Genomic DNA, 20,597 nt, shown 5'->3' with positions numbered 1-20,597 from the left:
CTAGGCGGGTTCTGCCGTTGCCGGTGGGCGCTGCCCGGCCCCGGCCAGGCGGATCGGGCCGGGGAACGGGATGTCGCGGGCCAGGTCGAAGGTCTTCTGCCCGCTGGTCACCGGCTGGCCGGCGATGGCCAGGGCGCCCTTGATCTCGCAGTCGCCGGCCCGGACGCCGGTGACGCAGCCGTCGCGCACGTGGACCAGGACCCCGCGCAGGGTCAGGCCCAGGTCGAGCTGGACGCTGACGGTCGCCACCCGCGTATGGCCCAGGTACACCTCGACCCGCGGCCCGTAGCCGACCGAGACCTCGTGCGTGACCAGCCCGATCAGCCGGACCGCGTCGGGGTCGCCGGCGGTCTCCTCGGCCGCCTGGACCAGCGCCCCGTATTTCGACCAGGACCGCTCGAAGATCGTGCCGACGCTCATCCCGAGGAGCTCGCCGGCGACGCTGCCGATCTCGTCGACCACGGCGTCCGTGGTCAGGCCGGCGGTGCGGCCCAGGCGGTCGCGGAGCTCGCCGGCCGAGTCGGTCGAGCGGAGCGCCTCGGCCAGCGCGCGGGCCGTGCCGTCCGGGTTGTCGAAGAAGACGGCGCTGATCGGGGCGGTCGTCATGGCAGGCCCTCCGGCACGTGGGGAGTGAGGCGGGGACGGCGGATCTCGAGCCGGATGTCATGGGCCGGTGGCGCGTCCGGGCGATCGACCCGTACGGACATCTCCTCGACGGCGGGCACCGGGACGACGAACACCGCCTCTTCGCTCGGCGCCTCGTCGCGCGGGCGGCGATCGCCGGACGTTCCGGTCGCCGGGCGGGGCCGGAACCGGTCGAGGACCGGCTTGCGGACGGCGCGGAAGGCGATCAGGCCGGCCAGCACGGCGGCGCCGAGCGCGGTCCGCCAGAGCAGCCCCCAGGCGGTGTCCCACCAGTGGTGATCCGCCTTGTCGGGCGGCAGCACCCGGAACGACGAGAGGCCCTGGGCGGTGCCGCCGGGACTGCCGGACCGGGCGTAGGCGATCGTCCAGCGCAGCGGGCTCGGGCCGACCGGCATCGCCGGCGGCACCTCGACCTGTGCCGTCCATCCGTTCGCCGACTGCTGACAGGTGGTCAGGGTCTTCTCGGTGAAACCGACCCAGCACCCGGTGATGGCCACGCCGGTGTCCGCGGGCCGGTGCGAGACGGTCACCTCCCGGCCGCCGGTCGCGGCGGCCGGCTCGGCGACCACCTCGAAGGCCGGGGCCACCTGCGCGGATGCGCTCGTCGTGCGGTCGGTCGTGTCCACGGCACCGGCGCTGTCGATGGTCGGCGGGGTCGTGGCCTCGGTGGACGGCGTGGTTTTCTTCGTGGGCGGCGTCGTGGTCGGCCCGGTCTTCGGCAGCGGCGGCAGGATCAGGTACGGGATGACGTCGTCGTCCACCCCCTTGCGGCCGCCCGGCCCGGTGGACTCCACGCCCCAGCGCAGCAGCGTCGCGCCGAACGGCAGATCGGGCACCCGGGTGCGCACGACGTGACGCCGGGACGGGTGCCCGCAGGTGTCGCCGGCCGCGTGCGGGAAGAAGGCGATGCAGTCCGCGATCTCCACTCCCTGGACCAGCGAGGTGAACGTCAGCGTGACCGTGTCGCCGGGCCGCGCCGACGCGGGCTGGACGGTCACCGAGAAGCGCGGATCCTCGACCACGACGGTGAAGTCGACCGACCCCTGCCGGTGGTCGCCCTGCTCGCCCCGCCGGGAGCTCGCGAAGGTCAGCTCCCACGGCAAGGTGGCCGGTCCGGCCTCGGCGTCGCCGGGAACGGTGACCGTCGCCAGGTCGGTGCCGGTGCAGTCGATGCGCTCGCCCCGATAGGTCACGGAGCACGTCTTGACCGTCACGCCGGGGGTCAGGCTCTCGAACCTGACCGTCACCGGTGTGCCCGGTCCGACCCGGTCCGAGCCGGCGATCCCCACCTGGAATTCCGGCGCGGGCCACGGTTCCACCGTGATCTCGACCCGGCCCGGCGCGGTGTCGTCGGTTCCCGGGCCGCCGGTGTAGGCGACCTTCCAGGGCAGGGCCGAGGTGGTGTCCGGGGCGGGCACCCGGGCGAACCATCCGCGGCTGTCCTTGTCGCACTCGACGCCGTGCACGTCGCAGCCGGTGATGGACACGCCGGCCGTTCCGCTGGTGAATCTGACGTCGACCGGTTCGCCGGGGTTGGCCGCTGCCGGCTCCACGACCGTGCTGAACGCCGGCCGGAGAGCCTCGAAGGTGAAGACACCCTTGTCGGGAGCGTTCCTTTCAAGGGTGTGCCGGACCGCCCAGGAGACCTCGTGCTTGCCGGCCGTCAGGGATCTCGGCATGACCATCGTCCAGGTCGCGTCGCCGGCCTTGCCCCCGCACCGGGCCGTCGACTTCGGATCGCCGTCCAGGAAGAACTCGCAGCTGGTCACGGCGGCGACCGGGGCCGCCGCCCGATAGTTGATGACCGGCGGCTGGTAGGTGAACGTGACGGCGACCTCCGTGCCCGGCAGGCCGGCGGCAGAGTCCGGGCTCGCGGTGAAGCGGGGGTCGCGTGCCTGCGCGGCGACAGGCGTCATCGGCGTCGCGAGCAGCGCTATCGCGACGACAACCCGACCCAGCCGGAAAGACATCCCCCTACCGTCCATCCCGGAGGCGGGCGCGTCAGCCAAATCACGGACACCGGACCCGGCTGCCCCTTTTGTGCGAAGCCTGCCGCGATATCCGATGAGCAATTAGCAAAGAATGGGACAGAAGTAATCTTTGCCAAGATCCACTTCTGATTTGGCGCGCTATCCCGGACCTTGGCCGGTGCGGGCGTTTGCCCAGTTCGCGCGCGAGAATATGACTCGGTTGATCACCTGACAAGAGGTCGGGCCCGCCACCGTCTGAATGCTTCTCACTACTGGCTGATTGGCGGTGACAATCGGTCGAGTCGACGTCACTCAATGCTGTTCTCTGGTCGTATGTTTCGTCCGACCATCCTGTGTGTTCCCCAGATCGACTTTCGAGGGCGGTACGGCGCGCGGTCTCCCGCCGCACCGGAGAGCGAGTGATGATGACTGCTGGTGCGCGTCAACGTCAGCGCGGACGGCCTTTCGGGGTCGTGGCGCGGGTGCTGCTGCCGATCGCGCTGGTCCTGTCGGTGACCGTGCTGTTCGCCATGGTCTGGCAGTCGGCCGGCGACGAGTCCGACTTCGCCTCGCTGGAGCGGGACGGCGTCCGGTACATCCAGGCCCTCGGCCCGCTGGAGATCGCGCTGGCCGGCGCCGAGTCGGCCGCGGTCGGCGGCGACCAGCCGAAGACCGACCAGGTCGCCCGGGCGGTCGAGGCGGTCGCCGCGGTGGACGGGCAGCTGCGCGACCGGCTGGGCACACAGGACCGGTGGGACGGTCTGCGCACCAAGATCCAGGCGCTGCCGGCGAGCGGGAGCGCGACGACCGTGATCGCCGACTACAGCACCGTGCACGACCTGCTGCTGGCGCTGATGGACAAGGTGCGCAACAACTCCAAGCTGATCCGGGACCCGGACGCGGACCTCTACTACCTGGAGGACGGCGCCGCCCAGGAGCTCCCGGAGGGCGTCGCGGCCGCCGCCCACTACACGAACCTGCTGCTCAGCAACGGTGGGTTGGTCGACATCACCTCGGCCGGCTCCGACCTGGCCAGCAACGCGCAGGACCTCTCCGACGACGTCCGCCTCGCGGTGGAGGCGGGCGGCGGCGCCAGCGGTGGTCTCGGCGGCGCGCTGCTGAGCAAACTGGACCGGTTCAACCGGGCGACCGACACCCTGCAGCCGCTGATGGCGCCGGTCGTCTCCGGCAAGGGCAAGGTCGACGCCGAGCAGGTCGCCAAGGCCCGTGACGAGGCGCAGACGGCCGCCGCGGACCTGTCCGCGGCGCTGCTCGGCCAGATCGACCTCGGGCTGCAGGACCGGATCTCGTCGCTGGACGATCGCCGGCTGCTGGCCGCGGCGGCCTTCGTGGTGACGATCCTGCTGGCGTTCGCCCCGCTCGGCGCGACGCTGGTGGCCCGCCGGCGCCGGCCTGCCCCGGCAGGCGAGCGCGTCGCCGAGCCGGAGTACGCACCCCGGGAGTTGCAGCGTGTTTCTCGGTAGGCTCCGGATCCGCGGCAAGCTCACGCTGCTGGTCATCATTCCGCTGCTGGCGGTCGCCGGCCTGGTCGTCCCGGTGGTCCGCGGCCTGGTGCGCGACGCCGCCCGGGCGAGCGAGGTCGACCGGGTCGCCACCGTCGCCGAGCGGGTCGGCAACCTGCTCGCCGACCTGCAACGCGAGCGGCTGCTCGAAGTCGGCTACCTGCTCGGTGTGGTCAGCGGCGACGACGTGGAGCTGCAGATCGCCGCGGTCACCGACCGGGTCCGGGACGTGCCGTACGAGCTCGGCGACACCCTGCCGGCCGCGGTGCGGGACCGGATCGCCGCGGTGGGCTCGCTCACCGAGCTGCGCGACCGGGTGCGGGCCCGGAAGGCGACCGCGGACCAGGTGATCGAGGCGTACGCGCCACTGCTCGATACGATGATCGAGTCGTTCGAGCTGGTGCGGAACTCCGACCCGGCCACCGAGGCCGGCCGGCAGCTGATCGCGCTCGACGCGCTGTTGCGCCTGGACGAGTCGAACACCGAGAGCACCGCGCTGCTGGCCGCGATGGCCGGTGGGGACGTGGCCGGGCACTTCGTCCGCTACCACGAGGAACGCGCCGAGTACGACACCTACCTGGACCGGTTCGAGAACTTCGCCACGCCCGCCGAGCGCGAACTGTACGACCTGGTCGCGGCGGCCTTCCAGGACCGGCTCGGCAAGGACTTCGAGGCGAACTTCGCCGCCGACCCGGCCACGACGATGGCGGCGCTGCCGGTCGCCCGGCTGTTCCCGGCGCTGCGCTCGTTCAGCGTCCTCGGCGGCTTCGTCAAGAAGCGCCTCGCCGACGAGGTCGACTCCCTCGTCGAAGATCAACGTCAACGGCAACTGACCATTGCGTACGCGGTCGGGGCCCTTGTCCTTGTCGTTCTGCTCCTGGTTCTGCTCCTGGTCGCGGCGGTCGCCCGCGCGGTCGCGGTGCCGCTGACGCAACTCAGCCGCGCCGCCGAGCTGGTCGCCGAGGCCGGTGAGACGGAGCTGCGGCGGATCGCGGACGACGAGAGTGAAACGATCGAACCGGTCAGTTTCGAGGTCCTCGACCTGGACTCGCAGGACGAGATCGGCGACCTGGCCCGCGTCTTCGAACGGGTCCAGAACACCGCGTCGCAGCTGGTCGAGCGGCAGGTGCTGAGCCGGCGCAACGTCGCCGAGATGTTCGGTCACATCGGCCGCCGCACCCAGAACCTGGTCGGCGGGCAGGTCGGCCTGATCGACGAGCTGGAGAACGAGGAGACCAGCCCGGAGCGGCTGACCAAGCTCTATCAGCTCGACCACATCGCCAACCGGCTGCGCCGCAGCGCCGACTCGCTCGTGGTGATCTCCGGCGCCGAGCGGGAGCAGACCCACCTGTCCCCGGTCCGGCTCAACGACGTGGCCCGTCTCGCTCTCGCCGAGATCGAGGAGTACACCCGGGTCGACGTCGACGTCCCGCTGGACCTGCTGCTCGCGCCCGCGCTGGTCGGCGACATGGTGCTGATCTGCGGCGAGCTGCTGGAGAACGCCACCACGTTCTCCCCGCCGCACACCCGGGTGAGTGTCAGCGCCCGGGGCGTGCCGGGCGGTGGCGCGCGGCTGGTCGTCACCGACCACGGCATCGGCATTCCGGCGGAACGGCTCGCCGAGGAGAACGCCCGGATCGCCCGCCGGGAGCGGCTCGACCTGGTACCGACGCAGGTCCTCGGCCTGTTCGTGGTCGGCCGCCTGGCCCGGCGCCACCAACTGGCGGTCACCCTGTCATCCACCCCCGGTGGCGGGGTGACCGTCGAGGTCCTGATCGGCGCGTCGCTGCTGGCCGGCACGGCGATCCCGGCGGCGCCCGCCGCGCCGCCGAGCACGCCCGCGCGGGCGCCGATGCTGATCACTCCGGAGTGGCAGACGCCGTCGCAGCCGGGCGTGCGCGCGGCGGTGTCGAGGGCCAGTTATGCCCTGGGCGAGCAGGTCACCTGGAACGGCTTCGACGTGCCGCACCAGCTGCCCGCGGCCCCCGCGCCGTCCATGCCCGCGCCGTCCATGCCCGCGCCGTCCATGCCCGCGCCGTCCATGCCCGCGCCGGCCATGCCCGCGCCGGCCATGCCCGCGCCGGCCATGCCCGCGCCGGCCTTGACCGTGCAGGCCCGGCCGGCCGGCGGTCCGTCACCCGAGGCCGGCCTGCGGCAACGGGTGCCCGGCGCCCAGCTGCCGCCGAGAACGACGCCGGCCGTCTCGCATCACGTGCCGGTGGCCGCCGACGCGGTGGCCGCCCGCGACGTCGTCGAAGCGTTCGAACTCGGGGTCCGATCCGCCCGCAACGGCACCGCGCCGGCCCCGGCCCTCGCGACGCCGGGGCTCAACCGCCGGGTGCCCGGGGCGACCCTGCGGCCGGGCGACACCCGGCGAGCGGCCCCTCCGCCGCTGGTCCACGACCCGGACGCGGCCCGGACCCTGGTCGAGCAGTTCGAGTTCGGCGTGACGCAGGCGCTGCACGAGTCCACCCAGAAGCGACAGTGACAGGGAGCGGCACGATGGACAGCACCACCACCCACCACGGCAGCGATCTCAGCGCCGAGGTGAAGACGTTCAACTGGCTTCTCGGCTCGTTCGTGACCCGGACCGCCGGCGTGCAGGAGGCCGTCGTGGTCTCCTCGGACGGTCTGCTGATGGCCCGCTCGTCCAAACTGGACGAGGCCGACCCGGAGCGGCTGGCCGCGGTGGTGTCCGGCATGACCAGCCTGTCCGCCGGCGCCAGCGAGTGGTACCGGCTCGGCGCCCTGAACCGGGTCGTGGTCGACGTCTCCGACGGCTATCTGGTGGTCACCTCGATCAGCCGCGGCTCCTCGCTGGGTGTGGTCGCCAGCCGGTCGGCGAACCTCGCCACGGTGGCCTACGAGATGACGCTGTTCGGCACCCGGGCGCAGGAGGCACTGACCCCGGGTCTGATCGCCGAACTCAAGATCGCCGTGCAGAGTTGAGCGACCAGAAGCCCCCCGAGCCGATCGGGCGGATCCCGCCCTACCTGAGAGCCCAGCCCGGCGGCTCGCCACCGGCACCGCAACCGCGGCCCCCGGCCGCCGACCGGTCCGCGGCCCTGCGCCCGTTCGTGCTGACCGCCGGGCGGGTCAACGCGTCCGACCCGGAGATCGACGTCGAGACGCAGGTGACGTTCCGGGCCCAGGAGCCGTGGACCGGGCGGCCGCCGCTGGCCGCGCTCGGCCCGGAGATGCAGGCGATCGTGACGCTGTCCCGGACGCCGATGTCGGTCGCCGAGATCTCCGCCCGGCTCGGCCTGCACCTGGGCGTCACCAAGATCCTGGTGGCCGACCTCCGCGCGGTCGGCTACCTCGACGTGCACATCGCCGACACCCTCAACCCACTGACCGCCGACACGATCCTGCGAGTGATGCATGGACTTCGCGCCATCTCCTGACCCGTCCCGCCCACCGGTCCCCGTCAAGATCATCGTGGCCGGGGGCTTCGGCGTCGGGAAGACCACCACCGTCGGGACGATCTCCGAGATCGTCCCCCTGACCACCGAGGCCGAGATGACCTCGGTGTCGGTCGGCGTGGACCACCCCCGGGCCGGCGGCAGCAAGACCACCACCACGGTGGCGATGGACTTCGGCTGCGTGACCATCGACCAGAGCCTCAAGCTCTACCTGTTCGGCACCCCCGGCCAGGACCGCTTCGGCTTCATGTGGGACATGATGGTGCACGGCGCGCTCGGCGCCCTGGTCGTGGTCGACAGCTCCCGGCTGGACGACTGCTTCCAGCCGATCGACTACTTCGAACAGGCCGGCCTGCCGTTCGTCGTGGCGGTCAACACGTTCGACGGGTACACCGTCCACGATCTCGCCGAGGTGCGCTGGGCGCTGGCGGTCAACGACCGGGTGCCGGTGGTGACCTTCGACGCCCGGGTGCGCACCTCCGTGCGGGACGCGCTGCTGGCCGTCCTCGAGCAGGCCCTCGACCGGGTCCAGGCGGCCGAGGCGCGGTGAGTCGGCGCTATGCGGTGAGTGACGCGATCGGGGTCGGGTTCCGGGTGGGCATCGGTGCCGACATTCCGTCGTTGAAGACCGAAAACGCCTCGGAGGTACGGGGTGTAGCCGGCGCCACGAACTTGTAGCCGACCTGGCGCACCGTGCCGATCATCGACTCGGAGCGGGGCCCGAGTTTCGCCCGCAGCCGCCGGACGTGCACGTCGACCGTGCGCGTGCCGCCGAAGTAGTCGTAGCCCCAGACCTCGCGCAGCAGCTGATCGCGGCCGAACACCCGGCCGGGCTGCTGCGCCAGGAACTTGAGCAGCTCGAACTCCTTGTAGGTCAGCGCGAGGGCCTCGCCGCGCAGCCGGACCGTGTAGCTGTGCGGGTCGATGCTCAGGTCGCCGATGTGCACCAGCTCCTGCCCGGTGGTGGGCGCCGCACCGCGCCGCTCCACGGCCATGCTCAGCCGGGTCGCGATCTCGGCCGGCCCGGCGGTGGCCAGGATGAAGTCGTCGACCCCCCAGTCGGCGGCGACCGAGGCCAGGCCGGCGTCGCGGAAGACCGCGATCAGCGGGGCGTCCAGGCCGTGCGCCCGGATCTGCCGGCAGATCGCGCGGGCCTTGTTCAGCTGGTCGCAGGCGTCGACCAGGACGAGCTTCTGGCCCTTGGTCGTCTCGGCCCAGTTGCTGCGCGGCGCGACCTGGACGGCGTACGGCAGTAGGTCGAGGGCGGGCAACACATCGAGCTTGTTGTCCGTCAGCAGGAGGAGATCCATGACACCCTTCCACAACACGCCGGAGCACCCGAAAGGTGCTGGTCCGCACGCTAATCGCGGACTATTTCCGGCTGATGTCGGGCCGATGGCCGCCACCTGGTCGTCCTCGCCGGGGGCGGAACCGAGGCCGGGGGAGAGGGGCTCGCCGCGGAAGCGGCTATTGGACCAGTTGGTAGTTGGGGATCTTCGGTTGCCGGTCTTCGCGGGCCTGTCGGATGTCCTGAACGACGGCGCCCTCTGGGATGGTGGTACGTGAGATGCCGATGCCCTGCCCGCAGTGGTCGCACCAGAAATGTGCGTATCCGACCATGCTGTCGAGGTCGCCGGTGAAGACAAGTCGAAGGCACCGGTGCCCGCAGTTGGGGCACGGCAGGAGCAAGGGCCCCGGCACGGTGTCATAGGCGGCGCCGTAGGAGTCGAGCCACAAGTCGTATGCCGCCATCATCGTCTCCTCGGTTCGGGACGGATCGGCTGATTGTTCCACCATTGGTCCTCGTGTGCGTATGCGCGGTCCTCGAAGAGGCTGAACTCTTCATCGTTGCTCGGGTACGGCTTGCCTGCAGCCAGTTCGTCGTGGTGAAACTTCTCATGAGCGAGAGTCTTGGCCAAATCCTCTTCGCTTCGGAATCCGGCCGGAAACAGCACGATTGAACCGTCGGGACGGGTGAGTCCGCAAACTGCGCGAGTGGACTTTCTGCCGAGCGAGATGCTCAGGCCAGAAATATCGATACCGTATTTCGCGGCGATGTCTCGTACCGACTCCAGGTTGAAGAGTTTGATCGGGCCTGCACCACGCTTCTTGACCCGGTTGAGAGCTCCGGCTGTTTCCTTGCCGTCGTGGATTCGATTGAGGACCTTCTTGATCTCGTCAATGAGGTCTCCGATCCGGCGGACAGCGGGCAGAAGATTGCGCAGGCTGTTCAGGAGGCTCTTCAGCCATCGGGCGATCTTTGCTGTCCAAGAGCCGATCAGTGTGGTTACTTGTTCGACGACGAGCGGGATGGCAGCGCCCCATGAGGCGACTTCTTCGGCGGCATAAACCACGAGTCTGGAGACCAGCGTAGCGATTGCGTCCCGTACCAAGATCCGGACCGCTGCGATGAGAAACCCGGCGCTTTCCGTGATGACTGCCATCGTCTCTGATGCCTCGGCAAGCGCGCCGATGGCCTGCTGCTGCTGTCCGGACCGGTCGCGGTATGCGGCGCTCGATTCGCCTGCCCATTCGGACAAGTCGAGTCTGACGGCGCTGCCGAACTCTTCGGCCTGGTGGTGCAACTCGTTGGCGACGTTGCGCCAGGTCTGGGCGTTCGCGGCGATGCTCGCCGGATCTCCGGCGAGCCAATCCAGAGCCTCGCTGAGCGGCCTGACGTGCTCAATAATCCAAGACGCGCCATACTGCAGGAGCACCCCGATGGGGTCGCTGATCAGTGCGAGGCCGTCCAAGCCGGCTCCAACGACGCCGAGCGTGCCGTCGACCCAGCTGTCGTTCTCGATTCCACGGCGGATCGACTCGATGTCCTCAACGATCCAAACTCCGGCCCAGGGATCCTTGGGCGTTTCGATGCGTGGTGCGATGAGCGGGTTACTCATCGGTGTCCTCCGCCGTGCCGAATTTCAACCGCGTTGGTTTCGTCGGTAGCCTCGTAGAAGTCGGCGGCTTCGATGATCGAGTCGGCATTTCCTCGCACCGAGCGCGAGGCCACATCGATCGCCTCTATCAATGGTCTCTGCAGTTGGCCCAGCAGGACTGGCACCAGCACGCAGAGTCGTCCGTAGGACTCCGGCCCGGGTTCGGTAGCGTTGCCAGCGCGCTGGGCCATGTTGAGCCCGTCGACGATGACATCCAGATGGTCGGCGTGCCGGCGCAAGTCCTCCGCCGGGACCTTCAGTGGCTCGGTCATTGTCTGTCGCTGCGAAGACGAGCGGTCAGGGCGGTCAGCAACGCGTGGCCCTCCGCAGTGTCAGCGGCGCCGGACTGTTGTGCCACAAGATCGGCCTGCCGGACCAGTTCGGCCCGTGCTGATCGGATGGCCGAAAGCACCTGGTCGGCAATCCACTGCCCGGAGTGTCGGCGTACGCCGTCGTCGAGGGATAGATCGTTGACAGCGCCGGCGCTGTCAACAGTGACCTCGATCAGGCCGCCTCCGGAACGTGCTGTTCCCCTCAGCCCGGCCAATTGATCTGCAAGGTCTCGCGCGCGAGCAAGCCGCGTCGCGATCCCCTCGTGCCAGTCGTCAACCCAGTGGTCCGCTTCGTTCAAGGATGAGTTGTCCAACATCAATTACCTCCCATGGAAGGCTGCTCAAGTTGGTATACGCCATCTTCGATGGGTTGGCTCATCTGTTCGCCGCGTGGGTCGACGAGGCTCTGCTGGGGGTCGCGGTGGACGCGGCTGCCGCGTGAGGTGCCTTGGACGTGGGCCACGTGGGTGGACGAGGGGCGGGACAAACCGGGCGCGGCAGTGCGCTCGATGCCGCGGAGCGGTCTGCCCCGCGGCATCGGGTCGGCTGGGTCAGCTGACGGTGAGGGCGGTGTCGTCGATCACGAAGGAGGTCTTCAGGGAGGAGTCCTCGGTGCCGGTGAAGGTGAGGGTGACGGTCTGGCCGGCGAAGGAGGCCAGGTTGTACGAGCGCAGCGTGTAAGCGCTCACGTTGAGGTTGGAGAAGGTCTGCAGCGTGGTGGTGCCGACCTTCACGGTCAGCTTGTCGTACTGGGTGCTGCTGGTCGTCTCCGACGTGGTGATCTTCAGGTAGAACGACAGCGTGTAGACGCTGCAGCCGGTCGGCACGGTCACCGACTGGGACAGGGTCTTGGTGTTGGTCGAGCCGACGCCGCCGAGCCACGCGTCCCGGGTGCCGGTGCGCGGGGCCGCGTCGCCGGTGTTCGAGCCGACGACTCCGGTCGAGGCGGTCCACGGGGTGGTGGCGGTCTCGAAGCCGGGGTTGCCGAGCAACTGGCCGGCGCCGGCGCACCCGCCGGTGCTGCTGAGCGTCAGCGTGTACGACGCGGTGTGGGTCGCGGAACCCGTGCCGGTCACCGTGATGGTGTACGAGCCGGTCGCGGCGGCCGTGGTGGTCGCGACGGTCATCGTCGACGATCCGCCGGAGGTGACCGACGCCGGACTGAAGCTGACGGTGACCCCGCTGGGGGCGCCGGAGCTGGTCAGCGCGACGGTCTGCGCGCTGCCGGAGGTGGTGGCGGTGCTCACCGTGGCGGTGGCCGAGGAGCCCGGGGCCACCGTGGCGGTGCTCGGGCTCAGCGCCACCGAGAAGTCGTTGGCCGTCGAGGTGGCCGTGGTCAGCGTCCAGACCGAGTACAGCTCGGCGTTGGCCCAGCGGCCCAGCGAGGTGGTGTTGATGTTCGACGGGTACGAGTCGCAGGCCTTGTGGTAGCAGGTGTCGTAGGCCTGCCCGGCGGTGCCGCCCCACTTGGTCACCTGGGCGCTGGTCTTGGTGTAGCTGGCCCCGGTCGAGTTGATCGACGACGGGATGCCGGCGTTGCGGAACGAGCCGTCGTCGCTGCAGCACTCGGTCGACGTCTCGGTCGGCACGCTGATCGAGGTGAAGTACTCACGCAGCTTCACGGCGATGGCGTCGGTGCCGGTCACGAAGTAGCCGCCGTTGGTGGAGGCGATCATGTCGAACGTGCCGTACGCCTTGATCGCGGTCTTCTGTGCCGTGGTCAGCGAGTTGACGTAGAACTTGGAGCCGATCAGCCCCTGCTCCTCGCCGGCCCACCAGCCGAAGCGCACGTGGTTGGTCATGGTCGGGCTGTTCGCGGCGAACACCAGCGCGGCTTCGAGCAGCGAGGCCGAACCGGAGCCGTCGTCGTTGATGCCCGGCCCGGCCGACACGCTGTCGGAGTGGGCGCCGAACATGTAGGTGTTGCTGGTGTCGCCGCCCGGCCAGTCGGCGATGATGTTCTTCGCGGAGCCGCCGCTGCACGTGGTGCAGGTCTGCACGGTGACGGTGAACCCGGCCGCCTGCAGCTTCTGCTGCAGGTACGTCGTCGTCGCGGTGTGCCCCGCCGTGCCGGTCGCCCGGTTGCCGCTGTTGCTGGTGGCGATGGTCTGCAGTTGCTGCAGGTGGGCGTTGACGTTGGTGACGCTGACCGTGGGCGCGGCCAGCAGGGCGGCCGCGGCGGCCGGCGCGGATGAGCCGGACGATCGCGCGCCGGTCGAGGCGGCCGCCGGCAGGGCGCCGAGCGCCACCGCCGTCGCGACGAAAACAGCTAGGGCAGGTCCTGCCGTCACCGTTCTGAGTCTCATGAGGGGCTCCTAGGGTCGAGGCCGATTTCCCGGCCCGCCGTAGGAGATCAGGAACCTGCCGGTAGGCACAAGATATTGAAATGCTTATATCTTCGGCCACGCCTGCCCGCCGGGATCTGTGAGGTGGCGTACGGTGACCCCATTTTTTACCAAACGTTTGGTAAGATAAAGCGACTTCGACGACGAGGAGATCGACATGTCCGGGAGGAAGACCGGCCGGGAGAACCTCACGACGTTCCACTGGGGTGAGCTGGCGGCCCAGGCCCGGGCCGGGTTCAGCGAGCGGGCCGCGGGCGTCTCGCGGCTGGTCCAGCCGCTGCTGCCGGGTGGCGCCGACGACTTCCTGGCGCACCAGAACCTGCTGTTCGTCGGGGCGCAGGCGGACGACGGCCGGCTCTGGGCGTCGCTGTTCACCGGGCCGCGGGGCTTCGTCAGCGCGCCCGACGACGAGTCGGTGCGGATCCGGGCCCGGCTCGACGCCGACGATCCGGTCGAGCCGATGACCCGGCGCGACGGCCGGCTCGGGCTGCTGGCCATCGATCTGGAGACGCGCATCCGGCTGCGGATCAACGGCGCGGCGACGCCGCTGCCGGACGGGCTCCGGCTGGCCGTCGAGCAGAGCTTCCCGAACTGTCCGAAGTACATCCAGAAACGCAGCGTGGCCCGGGGCAGGGACTCCCAGCCCGGCGAGCGTACGACGGCGAGCGCGCTCACCGAGCCGATGCGCGAGCTGGTCGCCGGTGCCGACACGTTCTTCGTGGCCTCGGCGTCCGAGACCGGTGACCCGGATGTCTCGCACCGCGGCGGGAACCCGGGGTTCGTCCAGGTGCTGTCCCCGACCCGGCTGCGCTGGCCGGACTACGCCGGCAACAGCATGCTGATGACGCTGGGCAACATCACCGAGAACCCGCGCAGCGCGCTGCTCGTCGTCGACTGGGCGACCGGCTCGACACTCCAGCTCACCGGCCGCGCCGAGGTGCTCTGGGCGGCCGAGGGCTCGCGTGCGGTGGAGTTCGAGCTCGACGAGGCCGTCCATCGCCCCCGGTCGCTCCCGGCGAACTGGTCGGCGCCCACCCCGTCGCGGTACAACCCGCCCCTGCCGGCCTGACCGCTCACGCGACAAGCGTTGCCGGGAGCTCGGCCAGGGCCAGCTGGAAGTCCGCCGGATCTTCCAGCACCCGGGCGAGGACCAGTGCGCCCTCGATGCGGACCAGCGCGGCTCTGGCCCGCCGCGCGGCCTCCTGCTCGGAGGCCCCGGCCCGCCGGGCGACGCCGGTCATCGCGGCCAGCCAGGTGGTCGCCAGGCGGGCGGCCCGGACGCGGATCTCGTCCGGGGCGCCCCGCAGCGTCATCGTGTCGAGCACGCAGGCGAGACGGCCGTCGTCGTAGAACGCGCCGACCCGGCGGGCCATCTCCCGGACCGCGGCCGACGGCTCGTCGGTCGAGGTCAGCGGCTCGAGGATCACGCCGAACGCCCGCTCCACCGACTCCAGGACGGCCATCGCCATGCCGGGCTTCCCGTCCGGGAACCGGTGGTAGAGGCTCGCCCGGTGCAGGCCCGACGCGGACGACAGCGCGGTGAGCGAGGCGCCCTCGTAGCCCGTGTGCCGGAAGACCTCGGTCAGGTGCTGCAGCAGCAGGTCGTCGTCGATGCTCGGTGCGCGCCCCATCCGGCAAGGTTACCGAACATCCGGTAAAAAACGATGCCAGGAACAAGGACCACAAACCCCGCTTGGGTACGGACATCTGCCCGCAACCGTGGCAGCCGGGCGCGGTCCGGCCACCCTACGATGGGCGCCGTGGACGCACCCCGGGACGTCGGACTGGCCGAACTGCTGGGCATCGCGGACGTGGCCCGGCCGGTGCCGCGGCCGCCGCACGAGCCGCTGCGGTTCCCGCTCGGGACGGACCCGGACGGCTCGCGCGTCGAGGTGGATCTCAAGGCCACCCCGCACGGCCTGCTGGTCGGGGCGACCGGTTCGGGCAAGAGCGAATTGCTGCGTACGATCGTCGCCGTCCTCGCCGCCACGCACCGCCCCGACGAGATCAACCTCGTGACCGTGGACTACCGGGGTGGTGCGACGTTCGCCGGAACCGGCCGGTTGCCGCACGTGGGCGGAGTTGTCGCCGATGTGGAGTTCAACGAAGTGTTCACCCCCGAGCGGATGCGCGACGCGATCCTCGGGGAGCTGGACCGGCGGCGGGAGCTGCTGCCCGGCTCGGGCGGGACGGTGCTGCCCGGCCTGCTCGTCGTCATCGACGAGTTCAACGAGATCCTGTCGTCGCGACCGGACTTCATCGACCTGTTCACGGCGATCGTGCGGACGGGGCCGTCGCTCGGCGTATACCTGCTGCTGTCCACGCAGCGCCTGGAAGAAGGGCAGCTGCGCGGGCTGGACCAGGATCTGACGTACCGGATCGGGCTGCGCACCTTCTCCTCGATGGAGAGCCGTGCGGTGCTGGGTGTCCCGGACGCCTACGAGCTGCCCCGGGTGCCCGGCCACGGCTATCTACGGACGGGGACCGGGCCGCTGCGGCGGTTTCGTGGCGCCTACGTGTCCGGTCCGCACCGACGGGTCGAAGACTGGTCGCCGTCCACCCTGGACGTCCTGGTGGGAGCGTTGGCGGACGAGACGCCACGGGCGCATCAGATCTGGCTGCCGCCGCTGGACGAGTCGCCGGTGCTGACCGATCTGCTGGGCGACGGTAAGGCTGATGGGCTGCGGGTGCCGGTCGGGCTCGTCGATCTGCCGTTCCGGCATCGGCGCGACCCGCTGGTGCTGGACCTGAGTGGCAACGTCGCGATCGTCGGTGGTCCGGTGTCGGGCAAGAGCACCCTGCTGCGCACGCTGACGGCCGCGCTGGCGGTCACCCGGAGCCCCCGGGACGTGCAGTTCTTCTGCGTCCAGCCGGAGTCGGACGAGCTGCCGCACCGGTCCGCCGGGGTCGCCCCGCGGGACGGTTCCGGGGTGCGGCGGATCGTGGCCGAGCTGCACCGGCTGCTGCTCGCGCGGGAGGCCGGGGACGCGCGCGAGGATCCGTACCAAATTGTGGTTTTGATGGTTGATGGTTGGGGTGGTGGGCTGCGGCGCGAACATCCGCGGGTGGCGGCCCGGCTCACCGAGCTGGCGCGGCGCGGGCCGGCGCAGCGCATCCACGTGGTGCTGACCGCCGCCCGCTGGTCGGAGATCGGCGATGACCTGCGGGAATCGCTCGGCACCCGGATCGAGCTGCGGCTGGCCGAACCGGCCGACTCGATCATCGACCGGCGGGCCGCGGTGGGTGTGCCGACCGACCGGCCGGGGCACGGGCTCACCTCCGGCGGGCTGCGTTTCCTGGCCGCCGCGCCGTGGTTCGAGGCCGCGGAACGGGTCGCGGCGGCCTGGCCGGAGCAGGTGGCGCCGCGGCTCCGGATGCTGCCGCTGCTGCTGCCCGCGACCGAACTGCCCGACGGGCCGGGGTACGGCTTCCCGATCGGGCTGGACGAGACGACGCTGGAGCCGGTCCGGCTCGACCCGGGCGCCGATCCGCATCTGGTGATCGTCGGCGATCCGGGCTCCGGGAAGTCCAGCCTGCTGCGGCTGATCGCGGGCTCGATCCAGGCCCGCTGGTCACCGGCGCAGGCCCGGCTGATGCTGGTCGACTACCGGCGTGGCCTGGCCGGTGCGGTCGGGCCCGATCACCTGTTGCTCGACGTCGGCTCGGCGCCGGCGCTGACCGAGGCGGTCGCCCAGGTACGGCCGGCGATCGACGGGCGTCTGCCCGGCCCGGAGGTGACCGCCGAGCAGCTCGCGACCGGCGGCTGGTGGCGTGGCCCGCACCTGTTCGTCCTGGTCGACGACTACGACCTGGTCGCCACGCCGGACGGGAACCCGCTGTCCGGGCTGGCCGAGCTGATCCCGTACGGGCGGGACATCGGCCTGCACGTGATCGTCGCCCGGCCGACCGCGGGCGTCGGACGGGCGATGTACGAGCCGATCCTGCGCCTGCTGACCGAGCTGGGCAGCCCGGGGCTGGTGCTGTCCGGCAGCCCGGACGAGGGGCCGGTCCTGCGCGGCGTGCGGGCCCGGCGGCAGCCGCCGGGCCGGGGCACGCTGGTGACCCGGACCGGCGCGAGCGTGCTGCAGACGGCGTACCGGGAGTAGCCGGTCAGGACGGGAGCCGCCAGCGGTTCACCGCGGTGCTGGTGCAGACCTTGGCGGACAGCGCCGCGGTCGGCAGCACGCCCAGGCAGCGACCGGAACCGGCGTTGAACAGGGTGTCGTCGGGCTGCGGCACCCACAGCTGGGCGCCGCTGAAGTTGCAGTCCCAGATCTGCACCTGGTACTGGATGTCGGCGCCGGCGTTGCCGCCCAGGTCCAGGCACTTGGTGCCGGCCGCGTTCATCAGCGCGCCCTCCTTGGTGAAGGTCCACTTCTGACTCGCCGAGCCGGTGCACTTGGCCACCGAGATCTTCATGCCGTTGACGTCCGAGCCGGGCATCACGATGCAGCGGCCGTCGCCGGTGGTCGGGGTGGTCACCGGCTTGACCGTGCTGGTCTTCGGGGCCGGCGTCCGGCTCGCGGTCTTCGACGGCTTCGGCGAGCGCTTGCGGGACGGGGACGCGGAGGGCTGGGACGGGATCGGCAGGGGGAGCGCGGAGGCCTCCGGGGACGGCACCACCGGGGCCGGCGGGGCCGAGCCGGCGGTGCTGGACATCGGGGCGCCGGCCGGGGCGAGGCGCAGCGCGGCGAACGCGCCGCCGGCGAAGAGCAGCACGCCGACCAGGGCGATCGCGGCGGCCGTGGCCACCCGCTTGCGGTGCTGGAACCGGACCGTGGGCAGGTTCGCGGCCGACTGCGATGCCGCCGGGGGCGGGGTGGCGGGCAGGTCCGGACCGGGCACCGGAGCCGGGGGCGCGGACGTCACCGGCGGGATCGGCGCCGCGTTCGGGGTGCGCAGGCTCCGGCAGCGGGCGACGATCCCGGCCGGCGCCGGTCGCGCCGACGGGTCCTTGGCGGTGCAGGCCCGCAGCAGCTCGGCCAGCCCCGGATCGACCCCGTCGAGGTCGATCTCCTCGTGCATCAGTCGCAGGTAGACGGTCTCGAAGGTGCCGTTGCCGTACGGCCGCCGCCCGGTCGCCGCGTTCGTCACCGTCGCACCCAGGGCGAACACGTCCGCGGCCGGGGTCAGGTCGTCGGAGACCATCATCTCCGGCGCGATGTAGCCGGGCGTACCCAGCGTGATGCCGCCGACGGTCAGGCCGCTCTCGCCGATCCCGCGGGCCAGGCCGAAGTCGATCAACTGCGGGCCGGTCGGGGACAGGATCACGTTCTGCGGCTTGATGTCCCGGTGGCAGATGTCGTGCCGGTGGATGTCGGTCAGCCCCTCGGCGACCGCGGCCAGCAGTTGCAGGCAGCGGTCGGCGGACAGTGCGCCCTCGTCGGCGATGACCGTGGCCAGCGTCGGCCCGGGGACGAACTCGGTCGCCATCCAGTACGGCGCGGTGGTCAGCTCCGCGTCGATCAGCGCCGCGGTGTACGCGCTGCGGACCGTGCCCAGCATCGCGGCCTCCCGGCGGAACCGGGCGATCGCCTCCGGGTCGGCCAGGTAGCTCGGGTTGATCACCTTCACGGCGGCCGGCCGGCCGCCCGGTGATCGGCCCAGATACACCGTGCCCATGCCCCCGGTCCCGAGAATGCCCTCGAGATCGTACGGACCGACCTGCTGGGGGTCGGTGGGCGACAGTGGCTTCATCAAACCGCGGTCCCTCCGGCTCGTCCCCCGTGTCGTGAGCCCATCATCGTGGCAGACGATCAAAGGCCGTCCGCACCGGGCGTACTACTGCGCAGTAGCCGGAAACGGGCGGAACAACTCCACCAGCGCGCGGTGCCGCTCGACATCGTCGAGGACGGCCGGGCGGTAGTCGCGGTCACGGATGTGGGCGAGCAACTCCGGGTCCGGCGCGAGGCCGTACGTCCGCAGGTAGTACCCGGCGGTGTCGGTCCAGATCCAGACGCCGTCGGTGCGGAAGCTCTGCGGCACGACCGCGCCGAGCGAGCTGTCCAGCACGTCGGTCTCCCGGGCCGTGGTGGCCAGCAGCGACTCACCGCCGCTCAGGAACGTGAGGACCCGGGCCGCCTCGGCGGCGTCGAGGTGCTCGTGGTCCGGGTCGAAGGCCGGGCCCAGCTCCGGGTCGTCGCCGTCGAAGTCCCGGGCCAGGCTGACCGGCGCGGCCGGGGTGCGGGCCCAGAGCAGCGCCGATCGGCCGAGGGCCAGGCGCTGGTAGGCGGGCAACTCGGTGTCCGGGCGGAACACCTCCACCTGCGGATCCTCGACGCCGGCGCCGCGCAGCGCGGTCTGGAACCCGGCGGCGATCCCGGCGAGGGCCGCCGTGGCGGCGGTGGTGGCGACCAGGTAGACCCGCCCGACCTCCGGGTTCAGCTCGGTCGGGGCCCGCCAGACCCGCCACAGCGCGACCGCCCCGGTGGTCACGGCGGCGGTGCGGGCGGCGGTGTCGTCCGGGCCGTCCAGGCGCGCGCCGCCGGTGGTCAGGTCCAGCACGACCAGGGTCGGCCCGCCGGGCGTGGGCACCGCCGGGGCGAACTCCCAGTCACCGCCGGCCGGGGCGACGGCGCGCAGTGCGGCCGCGTCGATCGCCGGGTCGAGCGCGGTGAGCAGCGCCAGATCGGCGTCGGCCGGCCGGAACCAGCCACTGCCGGCAGCGGCCGCGACCAGGCGCGCGGTCTCCGCCGGACGGCCCGCGGCCAGCTCGTCGCGGGCGCTGGTGACCAGGTCGTCGGCGGCGTTGCCGGCCACCCGCAACAGCAGCTCGTGCAGGGCGGCGTCGGTCATCGGAGTCCCTTCGTCACGGTCGGTCCGCCGCCCACGGTAGGACGGTCAGGTGCCGGGGCCGCGCGCCGGCCCCGGTCAGCAGGGCGGCGGCCTCGGCGTCGTCCAGGCCGAGCGCCGCGCGGACGAACCCGCCGGTCAGCCGGGTCATCCGGGGGCCGCCCGGGTTGAGCAGCACGTCCACGTCGTCGTCGAGCACGGCGATCAGGTCGTCCAGGTCGGCGGTGCGCCAGCCGGGGATCGCGGGCGCGTACCCGCGGTTGCGCGCGCTGGTGGCGACCATCAGACACGGCAGGTCGTCCGGGGAGTCGGCGATCAGCGGCCGGCCGGAATCGTCGACCCCGACCTCGACCAGGCAGTCCCGCAGCAGCACCCGGACCTGGTCCAGACCCGTGCCGGTGCCGGCGACGGCGAGCAGGGCGGCGTCGATCGGATCGGTCGGCGCCCCGGCGCCGGACGGCACGTACTCCGGGTTGGTGCGGAAACCGCCGACGCCGCCGTGGTCCAGGATCGGCCACAGGCCGAGGACGGCCGCGAACGGAGGTGCCTCATCCCGCGGCCCCGGCGCCCAGGCCGGGTCCATCAGGACAAAGAAATTTTCCCGTACGGCGGACACGCCCCCACTGTGC

At 71.4% G+C, this 20,597-nt stretch carries 19 protein-coding genes; 7 read left to right on the top strand and 12 right to left on the bottom strand.

The window, feature by feature from the left end; translation table 11 throughout:
* Positions 1–606, bottom strand: coding sequence for a hypothetical protein (locus L3i22_RS42185; protein WP_221323037.1), 606 nt, complete (start codon positions 604–606; stop codon positions 1–3).
* Complete coding sequence (locus L3i22_RS42180) at positions 603–2,615, bottom strand: hypothetical protein (protein WP_221323036.1); 2,013 nt, start codon at positions 2,613–2,615, stop codon at positions 603–605. The genes L3i22_RS42185 and L3i22_RS42180 overlap by 4 nt, the downstream gene beginning before the upstream one ends.
* A 482-nt stretch (positions 2,616–3,097) precedes the next feature.
* Between L3i22_RS42180 and L3i22_RS42175 the strand changes: the two genes are divergently transcribed.
* Genes L3i22_RS42175 through L3i22_RS42155 form a run of 5 tightly spaced genes read left to right on the top strand, consistent with a single transcriptional unit; the run spans position 3,098 to position 8,110 of the window.
* On the top strand, positions 3,098–4,099 hold the full coding sequence (locus L3i22_RS42175) for a hypothetical protein (protein WP_221323035.1): 1,002 nt from the start codon (positions 3,098–3,100) through the stop codon (positions 4,097–4,099).
* Positions 4,086–6,626, top strand: coding sequence for a nitrate- and nitrite sensing domain-containing protein (locus L3i22_RS42170; RefSeq protein ID WP_221323034.1), 2,541 nt, complete (start codon positions 4,086–4,088; stop codon positions 6,624–6,626). The genes L3i22_RS42175 and L3i22_RS42170 overlap by 14 nt, the downstream gene beginning before the upstream one ends.
* Positions 6,627–6,640: 14 nt before the next feature.
* Entirely contained in the window at positions 6,641–7,087 is a 447-nt protein-coding gene (locus L3i22_RS42165) for a roadblock/LC7 domain-containing protein (protein ID WP_221323033.1), read from the top strand.
* Positions 7,084–7,542, top strand: a complete 459-nt coding sequence (locus L3i22_RS42160; protein WP_221323032.1) for a DUF742 domain-containing protein — start codon at positions 7,084–7,086, stop codon at positions 7,540–7,542. The genes L3i22_RS42165 and L3i22_RS42160 overlap by 4 nt, the downstream gene beginning before the upstream one ends.
* Positions 7,520–8,110, top strand: coding sequence for an ATP/GTP-binding protein (locus tag L3i22_RS42155; RefSeq protein WP_221323031.1), 591 nt, complete (start codon positions 7,520–7,522; stop codon positions 8,108–8,110). Before L3i22_RS42160 ends, L3i22_RS42155 begins: the two co-directional genes overlap by 23 nt.
* Positions 8,111–8,117: 7 nt before the next feature.
* On the opposite strand, the gene L3i22_RS42150 is transcribed toward L3i22_RS42155, so the two are convergent.
* The 6 genes from L3i22_RS42150 to L3i22_RS42125 all read right to left on the bottom strand — a co-directional run bounded on the left by L3i22_RS42150 (position 8,118) and on the right by L3i22_RS42125 (position 13,137).
* Positions 8,118–8,870 (bottom strand): response regulator transcription factor, encoded by a 753-nt coding sequence (locus L3i22_RS42150; protein WP_221323030.1) that lies wholly within the window; start codon positions 8,868–8,870, stop codon positions 8,118–8,120.
* Between the two features lie 157 nt (positions 8,871–9,027).
* The gene (locus L3i22_RS42145) at positions 9,028–9,312 is read right to left on the bottom strand and encodes a hypothetical protein (RefSeq protein WP_255657575.1); all 285 of its coding nucleotides are present in this window, start codon (positions 9,310–9,312) and stop codon (positions 9,028–9,030) included.
* Positions 9,312–10,460 carry a WXG100 family type VII secretion target gene (locus L3i22_RS42140; protein WP_221323029.1) on the bottom strand — a complete coding sequence of 383 codons (1,149 nt, stop codon included), beginning with the start codon at positions 10,458–10,460 and terminating at the stop codon, positions 9,312–9,314. The genes L3i22_RS42145 and L3i22_RS42140 overlap by 1 nt, the downstream gene beginning before the upstream one ends.
* Positions 10,457–10,771 (bottom strand): type VII secretion target, encoded by a 315-nt coding sequence (locus L3i22_RS42135; protein ID WP_221323028.1) that lies wholly within the window; start codon positions 10,769–10,771, stop codon positions 10,457–10,459. The genes L3i22_RS42140 and L3i22_RS42135 overlap by 4 nt, the downstream gene beginning before the upstream one ends.
* Positions 10,768–11,148 (bottom strand): YbaB/EbfC family nucleoid-associated protein, encoded by a 381-nt coding sequence (locus tag L3i22_RS42130; RefSeq protein ID WP_221323027.1) that lies wholly within the window; start codon positions 11,146–11,148, stop codon positions 10,768–10,770. Before L3i22_RS42130 ends, L3i22_RS42135 begins: the two co-directional genes overlap by 4 nt.
* 234 nt (positions 11,149–11,382) lie before the next feature.
* Entirely contained in the window at positions 11,383–13,137 is a 1,755-nt protein-coding gene (locus L3i22_RS42125; protein WP_221323026.1) for a M28 family peptidase, read from the bottom strand.
* 196 nt (positions 13,138–13,333) lie between these two features.
* On the opposite strand from L3i22_RS42125, the gene L3i22_RS42120 reads away from it, so the two are divergent.
* Positions 13,334–14,245, top strand: a complete 912-nt coding sequence (locus L3i22_RS42120) for a pyridoxamine 5'-phosphate oxidase family protein (protein ID WP_221323025.1) — start codon at positions 13,334–13,336, stop codon at positions 14,243–14,245.
* A gap of 4 nt (positions 14,246–14,249) precedes the next feature.
* Here L3i22_RS42120 and L3i22_RS42115 read toward each other — a convergent pair whose 3' ends face one another.
* Entirely contained in the window at positions 14,250–14,807 is a 558-nt protein-coding gene (locus L3i22_RS42115; RefSeq protein ID WP_221323024.1) for a TetR/AcrR family transcriptional regulator, read from the bottom strand.
* Positions 14,808–14,936: 129 nt separating this feature from the next.
* On the opposite strand from L3i22_RS42115, the gene eccCb reads away from it, so the two are divergent.
* Positions 14,937–17,282: a type VII secretion protein EccCb gene (gene eccCb, locus L3i22_RS42110; RefSeq protein WP_221323023.1), complete on the top strand. Its 2,346-nt coding sequence runs from the start codon at positions 14,937–14,939 to the stop codon at positions 17,280–17,282.
* A gap of 4 nt (positions 17,283–17,286) precedes the next feature.
* Here eccCb and L3i22_RS42105 read toward each other — a convergent pair whose 3' ends face one another.
* From L3i22_RS42105 to L3i22_RS42095, 3 genes are all read right to left on the bottom strand, one after another.
* A complete protein-coding gene (locus L3i22_RS42105; protein WP_221323022.1) occupies positions 17,287–18,873 on the bottom strand; it encodes a serine/threonine-protein kinase in 1,587 nt (528 codons plus the stop codon).
* Positions 18,874–18,957: 84 nt separating this feature from the next.
* Complete coding sequence (locus L3i22_RS42100; protein WP_221323021.1) at positions 18,958–19,971, bottom strand: hypothetical protein; 1,014 nt, start codon at positions 19,969–19,971, stop codon at positions 18,958–18,960.
* Positions 19,972–19,984: 13 nt separating this feature from the next.
* A complete protein-coding gene (locus tag L3i22_RS42095; RefSeq protein WP_255657574.1) occupies positions 19,985–20,584 on the bottom strand; it encodes a type VII secretion system-associated protein in 600 nt (199 codons plus the stop codon).
* Between the last annotated feature and the right edge of the window lie 13 nt (positions 20,585–20,597).

Origin of the sequence: Actinoplanes sp. L3-i22 (assembly GCF_019704555.1) — a bacterium.
In the GTDB taxonomy this organism is placed as follows: domain Bacteria; phylum Actinomycetota; class Actinomycetes; order Mycobacteriales; family Micromonosporaceae; genus Actinoplanes.
The sequence above is the reverse complement of the archived record's forward strand: the minus strand, read 5'-3'. Positions and strand labels throughout refer to the sequence as shown.

Bases quoted from the DNA above. Each gene is read 5' to 3' on its own strand.
- L3i22_RS42185 (WP_221323037.1), bottom strand. From the start codon at position 606: ATGACGACCGCCCCGATCAGCGCCGTCTTCTTCGACAACCCGGACGGC.
- L3i22_RS42180 (WP_221323036.1), bottom strand. From the start codon at position 2,615: ATGTCTTTCCGGCTGGGTCGGGTTGTCGTCGCGATAGCGCTGCTCGCG.
- L3i22_RS42165 (WP_221323033.1), top strand. From the start codon at position 6,641: ATGGACAGCACCACCACCCACCACGGCAGCGATCTCAGCGCCGAGGTG.
- L3i22_RS42155 (WP_221323031.1), top strand. From the start codon at position 7,520: ATGGACTTCGCGCCATCTCCTGACCCGTCCCGCCCACCGGTCCCCGTC.
- L3i22_RS42150 (WP_221323030.1), bottom strand. From the start codon at position 8,870: ATGGATCTCCTCCTGCTGACGGACAACAAGCTCGATGTGTTGCCCGCC.
- L3i22_RS42145 (WP_255657575.1), bottom strand. From the start codon at position 9,312: ATGGCGGCATACGACTTGTGGCTCGACTCCTACGGCGCCGCCTATGAC.
- L3i22_RS42140 (WP_221323029.1), bottom strand. From the start codon at position 10,460: ATGAGTAACCCGCTCATCGCACCACGCATCGAAACGCCCAAGGATCCC.
- L3i22_RS42135 (WP_221323028.1), bottom strand. From the start codon at position 10,771: ATGACCGAGCCACTGAAGGTCCCGGCGGAGGACTTGCGCCGGCACGCC.
- L3i22_RS42130 (WP_221323027.1), bottom strand. From the start codon at position 11,148: ATGTTGGACAACTCATCCTTGAACGAAGCGGACCACTGGGTTGACGAC.
- L3i22_RS42125 (WP_221323026.1), bottom strand. From the start codon at position 13,137: ATGAGACTCAGAACGGTGACGGCAGGACCTGCCCTAGCTGTTTTCGTC.
- L3i22_RS42120 (WP_221323025.1), top strand. From the start codon at position 13,334: ATGTCCGGGAGGAAGACCGGCCGGGAGAACCTCACGACGTTCCACTGG.
- L3i22_RS42115 (WP_221323024.1), bottom strand. From the start codon at position 14,807: ATGGGGCGCGCACCGAGCATCGACGACGACCTGCTGCTGCAGCACCTG.
- L3i22_RS42105 (WP_221323022.1), bottom strand. From the start codon at position 18,873: ATGAAGCCACTGTCGCCCACCGACCCCCAGCAGGTCGGTCCGTACGAT.
- L3i22_RS42100 (WP_221323021.1), bottom strand. From the start codon at position 19,971: ATGACCGACGCCGCCCTGCACGAGCTGCTGTTGCGGGTGGCCGGCAAC.